The organism is Chroococcidiopsis cubana SAG 39.79, assembly GCF_003991895.1.
In the GTDB taxonomy this organism is placed as follows: Bacteria; Cyanobacteriota; Cyanobacteriia; order Cyanobacteriales; family Chroococcidiopsidaceae; genus Chroococcidiopsis; species Chroococcidiopsis thermalis.
Map to the genome: position 1 here is coordinate 76,095 of NZ_RSCK01000010.1, position 18,578 is coordinate 94,672.

An 18,578-nucleotide genomic window follows, 5' to 3' on the forward strand; every position below is an offset into this window, starting at 1 on the left:
GTAGTTGCTAGTTGTTAGGTACTTCTAACTTACGACTTACGACTTACGACTTACGACTTACGACTTACCTATTACCCATGACCTATTACCCATGACCCAAATAATTTCAAATCGCTTCCAATCTCTACGTAGCCGCCAAGAGTGTGCTTTGATTCCTTTTATTACAGCTGGCGATCCTTACTTAGAAACGACGGCTGAAGCTTTATATACTCTCGATCGCAATGGTGCGGATTTTATCGAGTTGGGCGTTCCCTATGCCGATCCACTGGCTGATGGACCTGTAATTCAAGCAGCGGCAACCCGTGCGTTGCAAAGAGGTACGCGCTTAGAGCAGGTGCTAGAAATGGTAGCAACTGTCAGCCCCAATCTCAAAGCACCGTTGATTTTATTTACCTACTACAACCCGATTTTAAACCGAGGCGTTCGTGCCTTTTGCCAACAAATTGCCAGCGCTGGGGTGCGGGGGTTAGTCGTGCCGGATTTACCTCTAGAAGAAGCGACAGAGTTAATTCAAGCTGCGGCTGATTCTGGCATTGAGACCACCTTACTCGTAGCACCTACTAGCTCTCCCGAAAGGATAGCCGCGATCGCTCGTCAATCGCAAGGTTTTATCTACCTTGTCAGCGTTACGGGTGTAACGGGAGTGCGATCGCACTTACAAGAACGGGTAAAAACTCTGCTAACAGACATGCGCCGCATTACCGATAAACCGATTGGTGTTGGTTTTGGGATTTCTGGAGCCGAACAAGCACGTCAGGTCAAAGATTGGGGCGCAGATGCGGCGATCGTCGGTAGTGCCTTTGTCAAACATTTAGCAGCCGCAAACTCAACTGAAGGATTGCAGGCGATCGCTCAATTATGTCGAGAACTAAAATCAGCAATTTCTGTGAGAAGCGAGGAGCGAGGAGCAGAGGGGCAGAGGAGCAGAGGGGCAGAGGAGCAGAGGGGCGGAGAAGCGACTACCAATTACCAACTACCAATTACCAATAAAAACCGTGGTTAGCATCAAAGAAACTAATAATCTTTCACAAGTACAACCCGATTCCTTGGGTCGGTTTGGGCGTTTCGGTGGTAAGTACGTGCCGGAAACATTAATGCCTGCACTAACCGAACTAGAAGCAGCCTACGCGCAATATCGGGTCGATCCCAGCTTTCAGGCTGAGTTGCAACAACTACTGCATGACTATGTTGGCAGACCCAGCCCTTTATATTTTGCCGAGCGTCTGACCCAACACTACCAGCGACCCGATGGCACGGGAGCGCAGATCTATTTAAAGCGAGAAGACTTAAACCATACGGGCGCTCATAAAATTAATAATGCTCTCGCTCAAGTTTTATTAGCAAAACGGATGGGCAAGCAAAGAATTATTGCCGAGACGGGAGCGGGTCAGCATGGGGTTGCAACTGCTACTGTCTGCGCTCGCTTTGGGTTGCAGTGCATCGTCTACATGGGCATTCACGACATGGAACGGCAAGCCCTAAATGTATTTCGGATGCGGCTGATGGGGACGGAGGTGCGCCCAGTAGAGGCAGGTACGGGAACGTTAAAAGATGCAACTTCGGAGGCAATTCGGGATTGGGTCACAAACGTAGAATCAACTCATTATATTTTAGGTTCCGTTGCTGGACCTCATCCCTATCCGATGATGGTACGAGACTTTCATGCTGTTATTGGTACGGAAACTCGCGCCCAATGTCAGCAAAAATGGGGCGGGTTGCCAGATATTCTCTTAGCCTGCGTCGGAGGAGGTTCTAACGCAATTGGAATGTTCTACGAGTTTGTCAACGAACCAACAGTGCGGTTAATTGGAGTTGAAGCAGCTGGGGAAGGAGTCAGCACGGAAAAACACGCAGCAACTCTCACGCAAGGACGAGTCGGCGTGTTGCACGGTGCAATGAGCTACTTACTGCAAGATGAAGACGGTCAAGTTGTAGAAGCACATTCAATTAGCGCTGGACTAGACTATCCTGGTGTGGGTCCCGAACATAGCTATTTAAAGGATATCGGACGCGGCGAATATTACAGCGTCACGGACGCACAAGCACTAGATGCATTCAAGAATTTGGCTCAACTAGAGGGGATTATTCCAGCTCTAGAAACTGCCCACGCGATCGCCTATTTAGATATTCTCTGTCCGCAATTAAGTGGCAGTCCGCGTATTGTCATCAACTGCTCTGGACGTGGCGATAAGGACGTACAAACTGTCGTGAAGTTAGGGATTGGGAGTTAGAAGAGAGCTGAGGGAGCCCAGGGAGCAGGGAGCAGGGAGCAGGGAGCAGTGACCAGTGACCAGCCAGCAATCCACTATACCCCACACCCCACATCCTTTCTTCACTAGCCACTAGTCACCAGCCACTAGTCACTGATAACTAACAAATTAACAGGAAGATTAAATATGATCGTAGTAATGAAAAGCGGTACTCCAGAAGAGGAAATCGCTCGCATTTCTGAGGAATTAAGCAGTTGGGGTTTGAAAGTAGAAAAAAGTGTTGGCAAACACAAAATTGTTCTCGGTCTAGTTGGGAACACAGCTGAATTAGATCCGTTCCGAGTCCAAGAACTCAGTCCTTGGATCGAACAAGTCGTGCGGGTCGAACAACCATTCAAGCGCGTCAGCCGCGAGTTTCGTCATGGTGAACCTAGCGAAGTCGTTGTGTCAACTCCAAATGGTTTCGTCCCTTTTGGGGAACACCACCCGCTCGTAACGATCGCAGGTCCTTGCTCGGTAGAAAACGAAGAAATGATCGTCTATACTGCTCAAAGAGTCAAGGCAGCAGGCGCAAAGTTCCTGCGCGGTGGTGCTTACAAACCTCGTACATCCCCTTATGCATTTCAAGGACATGGGGAGAGTGCTTTAAATTTACTTATTGCAGCCCGCGATGCAACGGGTTTAGGAATTATTACTGAAGTGATGGACACTGCCGATCTGGAAAAGGTGGCAGCGGTAGCAGATATCGTGCAGGTAGGGGCGAGAAATATGCAGAATTTTCCCCTACTCAAGAAGGTGGGAGCGCAGGACAAACCGGTGTTCCTCAAGCGGGGAATGTCAGCCACGATTGAAGAGTGGCTGATGGCAGCCGAATATATCATGGCAGCAGGAAACCCAAATGTGATTCTCTGCGAACGGGGTATTCGCGGTTTCGATCGCCAGTATGCACGGAATACACTCGATTTATCAGTTATTCCCGTGTTGCGATCGCTCACCCATCTACCAATCGCGATCGATCCCAGCCACGGTACAGGTAAAGCCGAGTACGTTCCCTCAATGGCAATGGCAGCGATCGCAGCAGGTACGGATTCGTTAATGATCGAAGTCCATCCCAATCCCGCCAAAGCTTTATCCGATGGACCTCAATCACTTACTCCAGAACGGTTCGATTCCTTGATGCAAGAACTCGCCGTTGTCGGTAAAGCCATGAATCGCTGGACTAAAGAATCAGTTAACAGTTATCAGTTACCAGTTGTCAGTGGAAAGTGAGGAGTGAGGAGTGGCTGGTGGCTAGTGACTAGTGACTAGCGACCAATTACCAATTACCAATTACCAACTACCAATCACATGCAAACACCGCGATCGCGAGAACAAGCACGTCAGGTGATGGAATATCTCTTGTCGGGTGAAGCTGAGTTCAATGAAATTGTCAGCTTTTTGCAAACTCGACCAGTAGTCGATGCCCAAACTCAAGAACTCCTGGGATATCGCGATGTCCTTTGGGACAGAAGGCGGCGAGCAAACTTCGGTCATGTCGATCTCGATATTGTCGGTACTGGCGGGGTGCGCCGACCGCGCTATAACGTTTCTACCACAGCAGCATTTATTGTCGCCGCTTTGGGGATTCGAGTTGCTAAGCACGGTAATCGAGGCTCAGTTAAACCTAACGGTTCCTGCGATCTGCTGGAAGTTTTGGGAATTTCTCTAACAGCGATGACAGCGCAGGCTGTTGAAAGTTTAGCGACGACTGGGCTGAGTTTTCTATTTGCCCGGGATTGGCATCCAGCTTTTAAGGCAATCGCAGCTGCTAGAGCTGAAGTCGGTTATCCTACTGTGTTTAATCTACTAGGACCATTACTCAATCCCAGCCAACCCAAACATCAACTTGTCGGTTGTGGCGATCCAGCAGTAGCGCAAATTATTGCAGAAACTTTAATGGAATTAGGGATAGAGGCTTTAGTTGTTACTGGTTCGGATGGACTAGATGAGATCACCTTAGCGGGTGCTTCTCAAGTTATAGAAGTACGGGGCGATCGCATCAGTACAAAGCAAATCGTGCCTGAAGATTTTGGTATGGAAACCGTCCCAGAATCGGAGTTAGCTGGAGGCAATGCTACAGATAACGCCGCAGAATTTCTCGCTATTCTTAGCGGACAGGGACGAAAAGCACTGGTCGATCTCGTCACTTTAAATGCCGCTTTTGCACTGTATCTAGTAGACAAAAGTTACGACATAGAATCAGCAATTCGTACTAGCAGACATTCATTAATTGATGGTACTGCCAAGACATATTTCCTTCAGTTTCGCGAGTTCATTATGACTGATAACTTAGTGAGTGTGTACGATAATTGACTCGCTCCTACAATACCTGATTTCTAATTTTTTGATTTCTGACTTTTAACTTTTGACTTCAAAAAGGTAAATTTTCATGTCTCAATCTAGTAGTGAAGAATTTTGGTTTAGTCCGCTTTTTCGCATAGCTGGTTATGTCTTATTGGCTTTGTCACTTTTAGATATTATTAGTATTTTTATTCCTCCAGGTTTTACCAATCCTGCGTGGGAGTTTCAAATGGCAAGCCATCTGGTTGAGCGATCGCCTGTGCCATTAATTGGATTAGTATTTCTCTTAATTGGCGAGAAAAACTTTAAAATTTTCAAGTTTTTGTCTAGAGCGGCTCTGGTAGCTGGCATATTGTTTCTATTGCTACTGCCTTTAATTGTCAGTTCTGCTTGGCGCATACACGAAGGAGGCGATCGCCAAATCGCGCAACAATCAGCACAGCTTCAAGTTATCAAGCAACAACTCAGTCAAGCTCAAACAGATCGAGAAATTACAGATACATTGTCTCGGTTTAATTTACGAATTAATGCGCCAACATCTCAAAATCCTCAGCAATTAAAAAGTCAAATTCTAGCTGGAATTGCTAAGTCTGAGCAGAAATTTCAAGCACAAGCATCACAAAATACAGCCAATAGTCTAAACTTGACAAAAAATGTCATAAAAACTGGCTTGGGAACCTTAATTGCTGGAGCTTTTTTCCTAATGGTTTGGCGCGGTACTGCCAACACAGTGAAAGGTAGTCAAACCAAAAAGCAAAAACTCAGAAATAATCTGCCACTTGTAAACGAATAACATAGTATGTTGGATAATAGTAGCGCTGCTAGCGATCGCACGAGTAATCACAGCGATATTTTGCTAGGTTCGCCTTCTAGTCGCTTCAGTGAAGCTCTCGAACCGGACAGGTCGAGCAACGTTTTTGGTAATAGCGATTCGTTCGATCGCAATACCAACGAGGAGGATATTTCTCCTATGGGTAACGATTTCCTCTACGGTGGCAATCCTTTTGCTGGTGACAACTTTTGGAATATCTTTGCTGACGGGAACAATCAGAATAGTGGCAATTTTCCCGATCCGATTGGTAGCGATTGGAATTTCAGTGGTGCAGCTACTCCGAGTCAAGTCTTAACTATTAGTAATGACGCGATCGTAGTTCCTCATAGCGATGAGTACAATAATTTATTGCTAAATGCTCCTCAAGCCCAAGCCAGTCTTGACACAAATTCAGCTTCGGTAATTTGGCTATAACCATATTAGAGGCGTTGCAGGACGTAAGTAAAAATAATCAATAAGCTGCAAATCATGACTTGCAGCTTATTGATTTTAGATCGATTAGAAAAAAATAAATAACAAATTGCTCGAAAGATTCGTCACTGACAATCATGTCTTACGAAGTATAGACTATTTTAGTATCAAATACAGTATTAATTAATTTTGCAATTGTATTCGTAGTTCAAGTGCTAACTCTTAGCAACTCAGCTTTGATAGCAAGACAAGTATTTTTTGCAAAGATAATGCGCAAAGCATTAGCAATTAATACTAATTAATTTCTGGATATATAGAATATTTTTGCCACTTAGAACTCTGTACTAGTAATTAGGAGAAGTAGCTTCATGTCCACCTCTGAGTCTAACTCTTTTGAACCAGGTAACAATGGTTCCTCGGGCGACGTAAACGATTTACTGCTACAATCGCCGTTCGGTCGCTTAAGTGAAGTCTTAGATGTTGAGGATCTTGCTAATATTTTTAGTGGTGTTGGTGATGCTGCTGATAGCAATAATGCAGAGAATCCATTTGCTAGCGACAACCCCAATTCAGAAAGCGATTTAGCTTACGGTGGTAATCCTTTTGCTGGTGATAACTTTTGGAATATATTCGCTGGTGGTGTTAATCCAGGTGAAGAGGATAATCCATTTACTAGTGCTGAAAGCCCTCTAGTTAGCGAAGACAATACTACTAGTAGCGATAATCTCGTTCCGACTCAAAACGATCTTTCCTCTACCGATTTAAATAACCTACTGCAACAGTCGCCATTTGGTCCTTTAAGCGAAGTTACAGGCGAAGAAGGTTTAACCAATATCTTTAGCGGTATTGGTAGTCCTCCTGAAGGCAGTACAGCTTCCTCTGCTGACAGCAATAATCCGCCTACAGGTAGCGAAGATAGTAACCCGTTTGCTGGAGGTGGCAATCCTTTTATCAATACTGATAACCTGAGTACGAGTGGTAGTAGCACGTACCATGACAACAACAATTCTATTACTGGTAGCGGTAATTGGATATTTGCTAATGGAGACTGGCAGCAATTAATCGATCTTAATTCTTCTAGTGAAGGCAACTCGCCTTTTGGTAGCGATACTACTCTTCAAGGTGCGATCGCATACTTCAAAGGTAACGGTTTAACCACTGATAATAACTCGTCTTCTAGCGATAGTAATAGTAACCTTGCCTTTAACAATCTACCCATACCTATTAATAATAGTGACTGGCTGACGAGTCTTGCCGATTTAGCCGATCCTGAAAGTGCGGCTAGTGCTACTAATAATAGAACTATTGGCAATGGCAACTGGCATTATGGTAGTGGTAATGAAGTTGTTGGTAACGGTAACTGGCTTTTTGCTAGTTACAACGATCTTCTCGGTAACGGCAACTGGTATTACAATAACGATAACGCTACTGTTGGTAATGGTAACTGGTATTTTGGAACTGAGAATGCAACCATTGGTAACGGTAACTGGCTTTTTGCTAATGCTAATGAAAGCATCGGTAACGGTAACTGGTACTTTGATGATGCCAACAAAACCGTTGGTAATGGCAACTGGCATTTTGGTAGTGAAAATGCAACGATTGGCAATGGTAACTGGTATTTCGGTAGTGGCAATGCAACGATTGGTAATGGCAACAGATTTAGCGGTAACGATAACTTAGTTATTGGTAATCCTTTAGCCAATGGCTTCAAGGATATTGGTGATGGGAAGCTAGTTATTGGGAATAGCGATTGGACGTTTGTTACCGATCGCAATGCCATTAGCGATGAGGTTGACAGCTTGCTAACCAGTAGTTTGGGAAATTTCTATAATAGCGATGCCGATAGCAACCAACTTAGTCAAGGTATTGACTCGCTGATCGATCGAGTCGGGAAAGATTTCTTGAGTTTACTCGGTAGTGGTTGGAATTCCGAGTCATCAACAACGACTCCAAGTATTGACATCAATGAAAGCATTTTTAGCGATCGCGAAGTCAATACCGAGCTGGATATTAGTATTAACTCTTTAGCCGAACAAATCAAACAAGATTTACTAACGTCGCTTGGTAGCGGTTCCCCTTCTGGACAAACAGAATTGACTCAAACTACCGAAGGCAACCTCTTCAATAGCGAGAATTTTCTCGCCGCTTTTAACTCCGATCTCACAAATACTAATCTTTCTTCTGTCACACTAGCAGAATAAAAGTTGAAGTTGAAGTAGATTGAGTATGACGAGTCTGGGCTGGGGTGCGAAAGTCATTTGCGTGCCAACTAATTAATTCATAAATAGGCACTCAAAACTATTTCCCACCACCGCTCAATACTGGTATAGTCAGTGACTCGAAAATCTGCCCTTCCCCTGTTCATTTTTCACCTGTTTAAATCCATACTCAATCCAACCGCGAAGGCTATAGCGTTTCCCCAATTGTAACTGCCAAGATTTAGGTAGATTAGTCATCACAAACCAAGTCTCAAGTGGATTTGTAGTTGGGCTGTTTGTTTTACTGATTTTGTAGTAGCGGATTGGATGGGCTTTGCTAAAGACAATTTCGCGCTCTCTAGCAAGTTTCATCTGGTCGATGAGAGAGAGCTTGAACGGATGCACGCGGCTCGGTTGTAATGGACTTTCTGACCTGCTACTACTAGTAGCACACCATGAGGACTACGAATTGCAACCAGACAAGGAAGTTTTAAGCGAAGAAATTCGTGAATCACATCTCCACTTTCTCCATATCAGCTGTCTGCTAGTACTAGCACAAGAGCGGAATTTCCATTCCTCAAGTGCTTGTAAAATTTCCACCGCTAATTGGGGCGCGCCTTTTACATACATCACCCGGTTGCAGTCGTGAGCGTGGTTTGAATATCTTCAATTGCAATGGGTACGTGATGTTATCTACGACTGCATCAGCGTTGACCGACACAATTCCACGATCTGTTTTACCCAAGTTACCAATGTATTGCTTGGCAACAGAATCGGTAGTTTTTCCGGCTTTTTTATCGCCTGTTGCATCAATACAGGCGCTGGATTGAACGTTCTCCAACCAACTGTTCGATCGACTCTAACCGCCTGGCTCGAATCTGTTCCACCTGCCACGGGGTGCGCTGCGTCCGCACATCGCCAAACAGGTCTTGGTAGTCATTGCACTCATCATCGACGAAGCCAACAGTAGTAACGGCAGGACGTGGCTCAACCATGCTCTAGCAGTGAAAGAGAAAGTTTTACCATCTATTTTTCTCCCGCTAAGGTGACAGAAGAAAGATTAAGGATTCATCAGACAAGCAAGTAACTGTAAATTTGCTTACAAATAGTACGACACAATTACTGCTTCGATCTTTAGATATTAAACATTCGCTCTAGCAGAGATAGATCTATGGTCAGTACTGCCAGTGAGAAGTCAGCCAAGGAAAAATCAGTCGTATTTGGTGCTTGTCCCCACGACTGCCCCGATACTTGCGCGATGTTGGTGACAGTGGAAAACGGTCGCGCTACTAAGGTAGAAGGAAACCCAGACCATCCCTTTACCCGTGGTACGCTCTGCGGCAAAGTGAGCGATTATCTAGATCGAGTTTACAGTAGCGATCGCATTCTCTATCCGATGCGGCGCGTGGGTGCGAAGGGTAGCAAACAGTTCGAGCGTATTTCTTGGGATGATGCTTTAGATGAGATTGCCAGCCGCTTTGGGCAAATTATTGACGAATATGGGGCTGAGGCAATTATGCCCTGTAGCTATCTCGGACATGAAGGTTTGCTGAATGGCTTAACTGTGGGTGATGCTTTCTTCAATCGCTTGGGTGCAACTATTAGCGAACGTACCTTCTGCGCTTCCTGCACCAGTACCGCTTACATGATGACTTGCGGACTAACTCACGGTACTGACCCCGATACATTCAAGCACTCTAAATACATTATTCTTTGGGGCTGTAACGCTCTCAGCACTAACGTGCATTTATGGTCATTTATCCAAGAGGCACGTAAAAACGGGGCGAAATTAGTCTCAATTGACCCCGTGCGAACTCGTACTGCAAATCAGTCTGACTGGCATATCCCCTTGCGTCCAGGTACGGATGGGGCGTTGGCTTTGGGAATGATGCACGTTATTATTAGCGAAAATCTGATCGATGCCGAGTATGTAGAAAAGTATACTCTCGGCTACGCAGAACTGAAAGAACGAGTTGCCCAGTATCCACCAGAGAAAGTTGCCCAAATAACGGGTGTCCCCGTGTCAGATATCTTGACACTAGCAAGGGAATATGCATCTAGCCAGCCATCAGTAATCCGCTTGGGAGTGGCGCTAGAAAAACAAACAGGTGGTGGTCAGGGTGTCCGAGCTATTTGCTGTTTGCCTGCCCTAGTCGGTGCGTGGCGACATTTGGGCGGCGGATTGCTGCAAGCTCCGATGTGGCCCTTCCCCATCCGTTGGGAAGTCGTGCATCGCCCTGAATTTATTCAGCCTGGGACGCGATTAATTAACTTGTGGCAGTTAGGTGCGGCGCTAACGGGTGAACTGAGTCTCGAACCCCCAATTAAGGCGCTATTTGTTTACAACTGCAACCCTGTGACGCAATCGGCAGAGCAAGACAAGATTGTCGCTGGTTTGGCGCGGGAAGATTTATTTACAGTAGTCAGCGAACATTTTATGACTGATACTGCCGACTACGCTGATATTCTCCTGCCTGCAACGACTCAAGTTGAAAATTTAGATTTGATGTTTTCTTGGGGTCATACCTATGTAACATTAAACCAACCCGCGATCGCACCTTTGGGTGAAGCCGTCCCCAATACCGAATTATTCCGCCGTTTGGCGGCGCGGATGGGTTTTGAGGAAGAATGCTTCAAATTGACTGACGAACAACTGGCGATGGAAGTCCTCGACTGGTCGGCTCCCGTCATGCAGGATATGAGTATGGAGTCGCTGCAACAGCAAGGGTATGGCAAGTTGAAAGTCGATCTCGTTCCCCATGCTGAGGGTAATTTTCCCACACCGTCAGGGAAATGCGAGTTTCTGGCTACCGCAAAAGTAGATAGTAACTTCGTCTTGCCAGCATTTCGTCAGGGATATGAGGAATATCAACCAGGAGAACCAATCGATCCTCTACCTACCTACACGCCACAACGGGAATCAGCAGCAAGCAACCCCGAACTCGCAAAGCGGTATCCGTTGAATCTCCTCTCGGCGAAACCACACCAATTCATCAATTCCTGTTTTGCCAATTTACCCAAGCACGCCAAACTTCAAGGCGAACCGAGAGTGATTATTCATCCCGACGATGCAGCTAAGCGGGGTATAGCTGACGGTCAAGTGGTGAAGGTATTTAACGATCGCGGTTCTTTCCAAGTGCCTGCAATTGTCAGCGATATGACTCGCTCTGGGGTGGCGATCGCACCTTTGGGATATTGGCGTAAACTCAGCCTTGCCAATAATACCATCAATGCTGCTACCTCGTCTGCGTTTGCAGATATGGGTCACGCCGCCGCTGTTGGCGATGCTTTAGTTGAGGTGAATGCACTCTAGTCAGGTGCAAAGGATTTGATTTTAATGCATTTCGGGCGCTTGAGTTCAATTCTTCGCAGATCCCCCCTAGCCCCCCTTAAAAAGGGGGAACAAAGCCCTGCTTCACAACCAGAGAACAAAGCCCCCCTTACAAAGGGGGGTTGGGGGGATCTTCTATGGCGTAGTCCGATCGCAATAGTAGGAGTAAAATTCGATACCAAGAACAATCTTTGCTCGTGCTAACTTGTCTCCATTTGCAGACAAGTGAATTATGTTAAATTGTCAACTGAAAAAACTCGTTTCTGGATTAGCGATCGCAGCTATTGCCGCTACTTTTTGCTTGCCAAATTCTGCCATAGCTAGCGATCGTCCAATTCGAGTTATCTTCGATCACGATGGCGCGTTTGAAGATTATTATGCCATCTTAACTCTAGCCCTTGCTTCGCAACAGAAATCTCCGCCAGTCAAACTGATTGGAATCACCACGATGGCACACGGAGAATCTTATTGTAATAATTCTGAAGGTTATCCAGAATTAAAACGAGAGCTGCTAGGCGATTTTAGTCCTGAAGCAGGATCGATTGACGGACTGACACAAAAAGTTTTAGCGATCGCTCAATATCGCGATGCAAAAATATATTCTGGTTGTGATGAAAGTGCGACAACTATTGACGTACCGAACGAGGCTGACGATTTTGGTCAACCCGTCCCTGGAACTGAATTTACTCCAGTACGGGTACAGTTGCCATTTGCAGGTAAACCAGCTTTAGAACCTTGTCTATTCCATCAAGAATTCGTGTCGTCTCCCCGCGATTTTGTCTGCTGGAACGAGTTTAATCGAACGTTTCGCGATGAAACTTTAAGGTATATTCTGCCGCAAGCTCAAGCAGCTTTAGAGCAATTTCAACTACGAGAAGTAGATCTGATCGATCCGAAAAAGAAAGCGGCTAATTATTTAGCAACTTCTATCTGTGAAGCATACAAAAAAGACGATCCACTGACAATCGCTACTGTTGGACCCGTAACTAACTTAGCAAGAGCCTATTCTTACATAGAAAAAAATCCTCGCAAGTACGGCTGTCCTAAGAAAATCAAACTTGCCGATTTGAGTTCTGTTATTTCTACTATTCACATGGGTGGTGTTTTGGATGAAAATAAAGCCGATAATTTTGATGTTAATGGTAATTATCGTTTAAACGAACCATTTCCAGTTTGGACGGAAGGTAACATTTACTATCAAGATGGAGAACATGTTTTTGGTTCGCACCATTTACCATTTCCAGGAACGAATTTTGAGAATATTCAAACTGGAGAACACAAAAAAGCTTTCAATTCCCTGAATAATGCCGAAGTCAATTTTTGGATTGATGCGCCTGCGGTAGATAAAGTTCTCAATTCAGGAATTCCGGCGGATGTCGTCCCGTTAAATGCTACAAATTTCGCCCGCTTGCAAGGCTTTGCCCAACGCATTCAAGATAATCCTTCTCAGTGTAATACTGCCCCCGCACAATATATCAAAAATGTTCAATTTGCTAATTTGCCCGCTCCTGGTGTTTTCGTTTTTGATACACTATTTTTCTGGGATACTTTAACTGTAGCTAGTCTATGGAATGATTTTCTAAATTTTGAAGATTTCGCCGATTTAGAAATAACAACATTGACGAATGGAGATCCGAGTACGGTAACGGGACAATTACCAGAGGCAGAACTTTTTCGGCGAGATATTGGCAATCTTTTTGCTTTGGGAAGAGTCAAAAATCCCGTAAGGTTGAGTTTGTCGGTGAAGCCTGCTGCTGGCGATCCTGATTTTAAGACGACGATTCAAGATTTTGTCTTTGGTTTGGTTTGTACTAGCAATTGATCGTAAATTATTCTAACTTTTTACTCTTAGAAGTTACGAACTCGATTTCCTAAAACTCTTTTCTAGGGGGCTTTGTTCCCCCCTTCTCAAGGAGGGAACTAGGGAGAAGCGAGATCTAAAACTTCAAGCGCGGAACTCTAGATATTCTTACACTAACTTGTTTTGGAAAAACGAAACGGATTAAAATTCGTATTGGTATCGTAGTAATCTTCTTGCTCTTGACGCTTTAACCAATTAGTAACCATATAAGTCATAGGTGTAAATAAAATCTCAATTCCACATTTAAATAAATAATTAGATACAATCAGCGCCCATATTACACTATTGGGAACAATTCCAAAAAAAGCAATCAAAATAAATATTACCGTATCCAAAACTTGCCCTACTAAAGTTGAGCCAATCGTGCGAGTCCACAGCCACTTACCGCGAGTTAAGATCTTCAATTTTGCTAAAATAAAAGAATTAGAAAACTCTCCTACCCAGTAAGCTATTAAACTTGCAGCGACAATTCTCGGAGTAGAGCCTAAAATTTGATGATACGCCTCTTGATATTTCCAATCTGCTGCTGGAGGTAACGCGCCAACAAGACTAAAAGTTACAGCCATTAAAAAAGCACAGAAAAACCCCAACCAAATAACCTTTCTAGAACGAGAGTATCCGTATACTTCAGTTAAGATATCGCCAAAAATATAACTGAGTGGAAAAATTAGCGTTCCGCCATCAAAGGTAAACCATCCTAAGCTAACGATTTTAGTCGAGGTAATATTTGAGATGAGTAAAACAGTAACAAATAAAGTCGCGATCGCGTCTAGATGTTTGTAAGATTTAGACATTCGGAATGAGGGAGTGGGAGAGTGGGAGTCGGGAGTAGGGGAATCGTTATGAATCCTATCTCCTCAGTTTTGACTTCTGACTTTTGACTTTTGACTTTTGAATTATGAATCAGACGCAAGTACCAGTAGATCGATACGTTAAAGTTGATTCTATTAATACTCGTTATTGGATGATGGGAAGTGGAAATCCCGTTATTTTGTTACATGGGGGTCAAGGTTCGGTAGAGTTTTGGTTGTATAACATTGGTACTCTAGCAAAATCTCACTGCGTCTACGCACTCGATATGGTGGGTTCTGGACGTTCGGATAAGCCTCAAGCTTCCTATTCACTCACATACCAGGCTCAGTTTATCAAAGATTTTATGGATACCCTTGGGATTGAATCTGCGACTTTAATAGGCAATTCTATGGGTGGTGGTGCGGCTTTACAACTGGCTTTGCTATTTCCCCAACGGGTGAATAAGTTGGTGTTGGTAGATAGCATGGGATTTGGTAAGGAAATCGCTTTAGGTATCCGCCTAACAACTTTACCCTTGCTGATTAGGTTACTGCGTCCGTCACGCCGCCTGCTAGCGCCGATGTTAAAAAATAATTTTTTCAACCCGCAAAGCATTCCTTCTGAGTGGGTGGAACTGCGATATCCCATCTTTGCTTTACCTGGAAGAAAACCCGCACTGATGGCGATGGTTAAGACGAATTTTCACTTGTTAGGAGTGCGATCGCAAGTGTTTCGTCCAATTCTCAGTCAACTTGCTACCATTACCGTACCAACTTTAGTAATTTGGGGCAAACAAGACAGAATTATACCAGTAGCTCACGCGCATATTGCAGCTAAAACTATACCTAACGCTCATCTCCACATTTTCGATCGCTGCGGGCATCATCCTCATTTAGAATATCCAGAGAAGTTTAATAATTTGGTGTTAGAGTTTTTGGCTAGTGAGTATAAAAATTAATACTTGACTTATCCCTTAATTACAGAGGAAGATACTGAATTTGCCCTTCTAATTCACTCTCAGAACTACACTCTAGCAGCAAGATAATATCTTCTATAACTTTACCAACTGCTGCATCTAAACTAATTTCTATAACTCCTGGCATCGGCTGACTTGCTACCACTCTTTCATAGGCATAGCGCGTAATTGTAGCAACATCATGAGTAAGTAATATTCGGTTTTCTCGTGCTGCCCATGCCAATATAGTTGGGTCATCTTTACCCGATAAACCTACATCTTGAACGCGAATGATATCAATGTTGGAGTTACGGCGAATTAAACCCCTGATAATTGTGTTGTCGAAGTTTTCATCAGCTAAAAACTTCATTTTGAAGAACGCTCTACTCTACGGGCAAGCAATCTGTCACGTAATCCTTGCGAATCAAACCTCGATTCATTGACTTTGCGAATCTCTTGCGATTGTTTCTGCCGTTGCCGGAGATACGCTTCAACTTCTTGCTGATGGTTGAGATAAAATCCAATCGTTGCATACACATCAGCTAATTTGAGCGATGGAAAACGATAAACAATTTCTTCTGCCGTTACTCCTTGTTTGAAAACAGCAACCACAGTATCGAGAGTTACGCGAGTCTTTCCTACTCGAACCACGCCATCAGCATTAGTATCTAGTGGAGCAGTTTCAGCTACGATTGTTAACACCATAACAATTTTTACTATTACTATGTTGATTGAGGTAATCTTACTGTTTATGTTAACACAATTTTTACTAGAAACGGTCACTAACTGCTTAATAAAATTAGTTTTGACAAGTAGAGCCAAAATTTATTATATGAATCATCCCCTTCCTATTGATAAATATTTTCAAAGTCTCAATGAAGATGAATTAAGCGACATATTTTTCAACTATGCATTGCAAGCTTATATCCAGGCTTTTGGAGTAAAAGGAGTTGTAGAAGAATTAGTACTTTATTGTGAGACCATGTTTAAAGATCCATTGCCAGAAGAAACTATAGAACAACAAAAATCTTGGGAGCGCGATTATAAAAAACTCAAGAAATTAAAGCTAGAAAATTAATATACAATCAAGAATAACATAGGCTGTACTATATGCTGATACAAAAATAACTGGCTAAGTATATGAAAATTAAAGCAATAATTCACTCAGCAGAAGAGAGAGGCTACTGGGCAGAGGTTCCTGCACTTCCTGGTTGCATTACTGAAGGAGAAACAATGGAAGAAGTAATGACTAACTTGAAAGATGCTATTGAAGGTTGGCTTGAGGTTGCCAATGAAAGCCACTCTACTACGTCAACGAATTAATTTTATGCCACTCTGAAGCCAGATCGCGAATTTTTCCCAATTCTTCCCCTGACATTCTTTCTAAATTTCGCAACATTTGACTCATACGGTGATTGTTTTTTAAACTATCGTAATGACGGGCGAGAAAATCCCAGTAGAAGAAGTTGAAAGGACAAGCTTTTTCACCCGTGCGATCGCGAGGGTTATAATAACAATTCTTACAATAATCGCTCATTTTATTGACATAATTTGCCGACGCTGCATAAGGCTTCGATGCCATCATTCCCCCATCAGCAAACTGTCCCATGCCAATGACATTTGTTTGCATTACCCAATCATAAGCATCAATAAATGCGGCGTGAAACCAATCTTCTAATTCTTGCGGTGAAATCCCTGCAATTAAGGCAAAGTTATTTAAGATCATCAACCGCTGAATGTGGTGAGCATAGCCAATTTCTTTTACCTGCTTGAGAATCTGGTACAAACAATTCATTTGCGTATTTCCAGTCCAATAAAACTCAGGTAAGGGTTGAGCGTGATTAAACCAATTTTTTGTGGGATAATCTTCACCCATATAGATATAAATGCCGTGCATATATTCGCGCCAACCCAAAATTTGACGAATAAATCCCTCGATACTATTGAGTTCCCACTCACCCTGATTTTCGTAATATGCTTTTTCTGCGGCTTGCACGACTTCTAAAGGATGAATTAACCCCAGATTGAGGTAAGGAGACAGCATCGCGTGCCACATTGTCTGTTCTCCCGTTACCATTGCATCTTGGTAGGGTCCAAAATTAGACAAGCGAGTTTGAATGAAAAAGTCAAGAACTTGTAATGCTTGTTGACGGGTAACTCCCCAGCGAAAAGGTTGGATTTGCCAGTACTTTTGACTATCTTTAAATGCAGGTGACTGTATGACAAAATCAATTACGTCTTGAGTAATGCGATCGCATTCAAACCATAAAGCTTCCGGTAATTTTAGTTTACCTTTAGGTGGCTGGCGGTTGTCTTTGTCAAAATTCCAACGTCCGCCTGCGGGTAAATCGCCTACCATAAGAATATCAAACCGCTTTCTACCTTCTCGATAGAAATCTTCCATAATCAGGCGCTTGCGAGAACTCGCCCACTGGATAAATTCTGCATCACCCCAAATGAAACGATTATTAGGTGTAAATGTAACTTGACAAGGGAGATTTAAGCTTTCTATTAATTTAGCAAAAGGGCGATCGCTCGGTGTCATTACCCGTAATTCTGCAATCTGATTTTGTTTAATCCACTCTATTAGAGGAGTTTGAAAATCTTCAGCTTGCTTGTAAGTAACATTCCATCCTGCTTGTTTTAACTCCTCGGCAAAATGGCGCATCGCCGACCATACTAATACCAATTTTTGTAAGTGGTAGGGTAATTCTTGAGCATGGCGCAAAGATTCAATAAAAATAACTTGATGGTGTTTTTTATCGACACAACTTTGTAGTGCTGATTGTCCCATCCAAAGTTGATCGCCTAAAATCCAAATACCTATAATTTTGTCATCTGTCATTTGTGGGTAGTGAGGAGTACTAATTGGTAGTTGACTGTTGTTTTTTTCTCCCTTGTCTTCCTTGTCCCCCTTGTCTTCCTTGTCCCCTGACTGGTCACTGTTCGCTGATAACTGTTCCAGGCTACGCCAAAGATACCAGGATGCGATCGTACAATAAGGTTTCCATTGCTGTCCCAATTGTTCTACAGTTTTACGGTGGGGTAGCTCTGCCAAATTGTAGACTTTGCGCACGCCAGCTCGAATACCTAAGTCATCTATAGGTAACACATCCCATCGATGCAATCGAAAAATTAATAACATCTGCACCGTCCAACGTCCAATTCCTTTAACCTGGGTAAGCGTCTGAACGATTGTTTCGTCGTCCATTAATTCCAACTCGGCGATGGTAGGCAATCCATTTGTCACCTTGGCTGCCAAGTCTTTCAAGTAAACAATTTTGGGACGAGAAATACCCACTCCCCGCAAAACTTCATCTGGAGTGTTGAGGATATCTAAGGCGGAGGGAAGTTGTGCGGGAGAAATTTTCAAAAATCGCTGGTGAATCGCAGTTGCAGATTTAGTTGAAAGTTGTTGGTGGATAATGGCTTTGGAGAGGGAGAAAAATAAATCTCCCGTTTGCTGGACTCGATCGAGGCGACAAGTACCAACTTGGTGAATCAGAGTAGCAAGGATAGGATCGGATTTTGTAAGTGCCGCGATCGCAACTGAATAATCCATTCTTGACCCTCAGAGCTTGCCATCTTAACATTGTATTTCTTGCCAGGGTTTTGCGATCGCGCATCTGAGCGAAATGACATCCTTAA

At 43.7% G+C, this 18,578-nt stretch carries 18 protein-coding genes and 1 pseudogene; 12 read left to right on the top strand and 7 right to left on the bottom strand.

Annotated elements, in window-relative coordinates; all coding sequences use genetic code 11:
• The first annotated feature begins 91 nt into the window (after window positions 1–91).
• From trpA to DSM107010_RS09140, 7 genes are all read left to right on the top strand, one after another.
• Complete coding sequence (gene trpA, locus DSM107010_RS09110) at window positions 92–1,003, top strand: tryptophan synthase subunit alpha (protein WP_127022810.1); 912 nt, start codon at window positions 92–94, stop codon at window positions 1,001–1,003.
• Window positions 996–2,231, top strand: a complete 1,236-nt coding sequence (trpB, locus tag DSM107010_RS09115) for a tryptophan synthase subunit beta (RefSeq protein WP_015155156.1) — start codon at window positions 996–998, stop codon at window positions 2,229–2,231. Before trpA ends, trpB begins: the two co-directional genes overlap by 8 nt.
• A 165-nt stretch (window positions 2,232–2,396) precedes the next feature.
• Window positions 2,397–3,479, top strand: a complete 1,083-nt coding sequence (gene aroF, locus DSM107010_RS09120; RefSeq protein WP_106166620.1) for a 3-deoxy-7-phosphoheptulonate synthase — start codon at window positions 2,397–2,399, stop codon at window positions 3,477–3,479.
• A gap of 78 nt (window positions 3,480–3,557) precedes the next feature.
• Window positions 3,558–4,562 carry an anthranilate phosphoribosyltransferase gene (trpD, locus tag DSM107010_RS09125; protein WP_106166619.1) on the top strand — a complete coding sequence of 335 codons (1,005 nt, stop codon included), beginning with the start codon at window positions 3,558–3,560 and terminating at the stop codon, window positions 4,560–4,562.
• A gap of 76 nt (window positions 4,563–4,638) precedes the next feature.
• A complete protein-coding gene (gene hpsJ-A, locus DSM107010_RS09130) occupies window positions 4,639–5,343 on the top strand; it encodes an HpsJ-like protein, cyanoexosortase A-associated (RefSeq protein ID WP_015155159.1) in 705 nt (234 codons plus the stop codon).
• A gap of 6 nt (window positions 5,344–5,349) precedes the next feature.
• On the top strand, window positions 5,350–5,796 hold the full coding sequence (locus DSM107010_RS09135) for a hypothetical protein (RefSeq protein ID WP_106166618.1): 447 nt from the start codon (window positions 5,350–5,352) through the stop codon (window positions 5,794–5,796).
• A gap of 365 nt (window positions 5,797–6,161) precedes the next feature.
• Complete coding sequence (locus DSM107010_RS09140) at window positions 6,162–7,994, top strand: hypothetical protein (RefSeq protein ID WP_106166617.1); 1,833 nt, start codon at window positions 6,162–6,164, stop codon at window positions 7,992–7,994.
• Window positions 7,995–8,568: 574 nt separating this feature from the next.
• Here the strand turns inward: DSM107010_RS09140 and DSM107010_RS09145 are convergent.
• Together DSM107010_RS09145 and DSM107010_RS09150 are read right to left on the bottom strand one after the other, a co-directional pair.
• Complete coding sequence (locus DSM107010_RS09145; protein WP_106169950.1) at window positions 8,569–8,832, bottom strand: transposase; 264 nt, start codon at window positions 8,830–8,832, stop codon at window positions 8,569–8,571.
• Window positions 8,801–8,986 carry a hypothetical protein gene (locus DSM107010_RS09150; protein WP_106169948.1) on the bottom strand — a complete coding sequence of 62 codons (186 nt, stop codon included), beginning with the start codon at window positions 8,984–8,986 and terminating at the stop codon, window positions 8,801–8,803. Before DSM107010_RS09150 ends, DSM107010_RS09145 begins: the two co-directional genes overlap by 32 nt.
• A gap of 176 nt (window positions 8,987–9,162) precedes the next feature.
• On the opposite strand from DSM107010_RS09150, the gene DSM107010_RS09155 reads away from it, so the two are divergent.
• Window positions 9,163–11,304: a molybdopterin-containing oxidoreductase family protein gene (locus tag DSM107010_RS09155; protein ID WP_015155162.1), complete on the top strand. Its 2,142-nt coding sequence runs from the start codon at window positions 9,163–9,165 to the stop codon at window positions 11,302–11,304.
• 250 nt (window positions 11,305–11,554) lie between these two features.
• Window positions 11,555–13,144, top strand: coding sequence for a nucleoside hydrolase (locus tag DSM107010_RS09160; RefSeq protein ID WP_106169945.1), 1,590 nt, complete (start codon window positions 11,555–11,557; stop codon window positions 13,142–13,144).
• A 152-nt stretch (window positions 13,145–13,296) separates the two neighbouring features.
• On the opposite strand, the gene DSM107010_RS09165 is transcribed toward DSM107010_RS09160, so the two are convergent.
• A complete protein-coding gene (locus DSM107010_RS09165; protein ID WP_127022813.1) occupies window positions 13,297–13,977 on the bottom strand; it encodes a queuosine precursor transporter in 681 nt (226 codons plus the stop codon).
• A gap of 104 nt (window positions 13,978–14,081) precedes the next feature.
• On the opposite strand from DSM107010_RS09165, the gene DSM107010_RS09170 reads away from it, so the two are divergent.
• Window positions 14,082–14,933: an alpha/beta fold hydrolase gene (locus DSM107010_RS09170; RefSeq protein ID WP_015155165.1), complete on the top strand. Its 852-nt coding sequence runs from the start codon at window positions 14,082–14,084 to the stop codon at window positions 14,931–14,933.
• A 19-nt stretch (window positions 14,934–14,952) separates the two neighbouring features.
• On the opposite strand, the gene DSM107010_RS09175 is transcribed toward DSM107010_RS09170, so the two are convergent.
• Together DSM107010_RS09175 and DSM107010_RS09180 are read right to left on the bottom strand one after the other, a co-directional pair.
• Entirely contained in the window at window positions 14,953–15,300 is a 348-nt protein-coding gene (locus DSM107010_RS09175) for a DUF5615 family PIN-like protein (protein ID WP_015155166.1), read from the bottom strand.
• Window positions 15,297–15,635 carry a DUF433 domain-containing protein gene (locus DSM107010_RS09180; protein WP_015155167.1) on the bottom strand — a complete coding sequence of 113 codons (339 nt, stop codon included), beginning with the start codon at window positions 15,633–15,635 and terminating at the stop codon, window positions 15,297–15,299. Before DSM107010_RS09180 ends, DSM107010_RS09175 begins: the two co-directional genes overlap by 4 nt.
• 46 nt (window positions 15,636–15,681) lie before the next feature.
• Between DSM107010_RS09180 and DSM107010_RS09185 the strand changes: the two genes are divergently transcribed.
• Complete coding sequence (locus DSM107010_RS09185) at window positions 15,682–16,008, top strand: hypothetical protein (protein WP_127022816.1); 327 nt, start codon at window positions 15,682–15,684, stop codon at window positions 16,006–16,008.
• A 62-nt stretch (window positions 16,009–16,070) separates the two neighbouring features.
• Window positions 16,071–16,253 carry a type II toxin-antitoxin system HicB family antitoxin gene (locus DSM107010_RS09190; RefSeq protein ID WP_015155169.1) on the top strand — a complete coding sequence of 61 codons (183 nt, stop codon included), beginning with the start codon at window positions 16,071–16,073 and terminating at the stop codon, window positions 16,251–16,253.
• Here the strand turns inward: DSM107010_RS09190 and DSM107010_RS09195 are convergent.
• On the bottom strand, window positions 16,237–17,775 hold the full coding sequence (locus tag DSM107010_RS09195) for a cryptochrome/photolyase family protein (RefSeq protein WP_181246368.1): 1,539 nt from the start codon (window positions 17,773–17,775) through the stop codon (window positions 16,237–16,239). The genes DSM107010_RS09190 and DSM107010_RS09195 overlap by 17 nt on opposite strands.
• Before the next feature lie 174 nt (window positions 17,776–17,949).
• A pseudogene (locus DSM107010_RS42880) lies at window positions 17,950–18,492 on the bottom strand (DNA-3-methyladenine glycosylase family protein); the annotation flags it as partial.
• Between the last annotated feature and the right edge of the window lie 86 nt (window positions 18,493–18,578).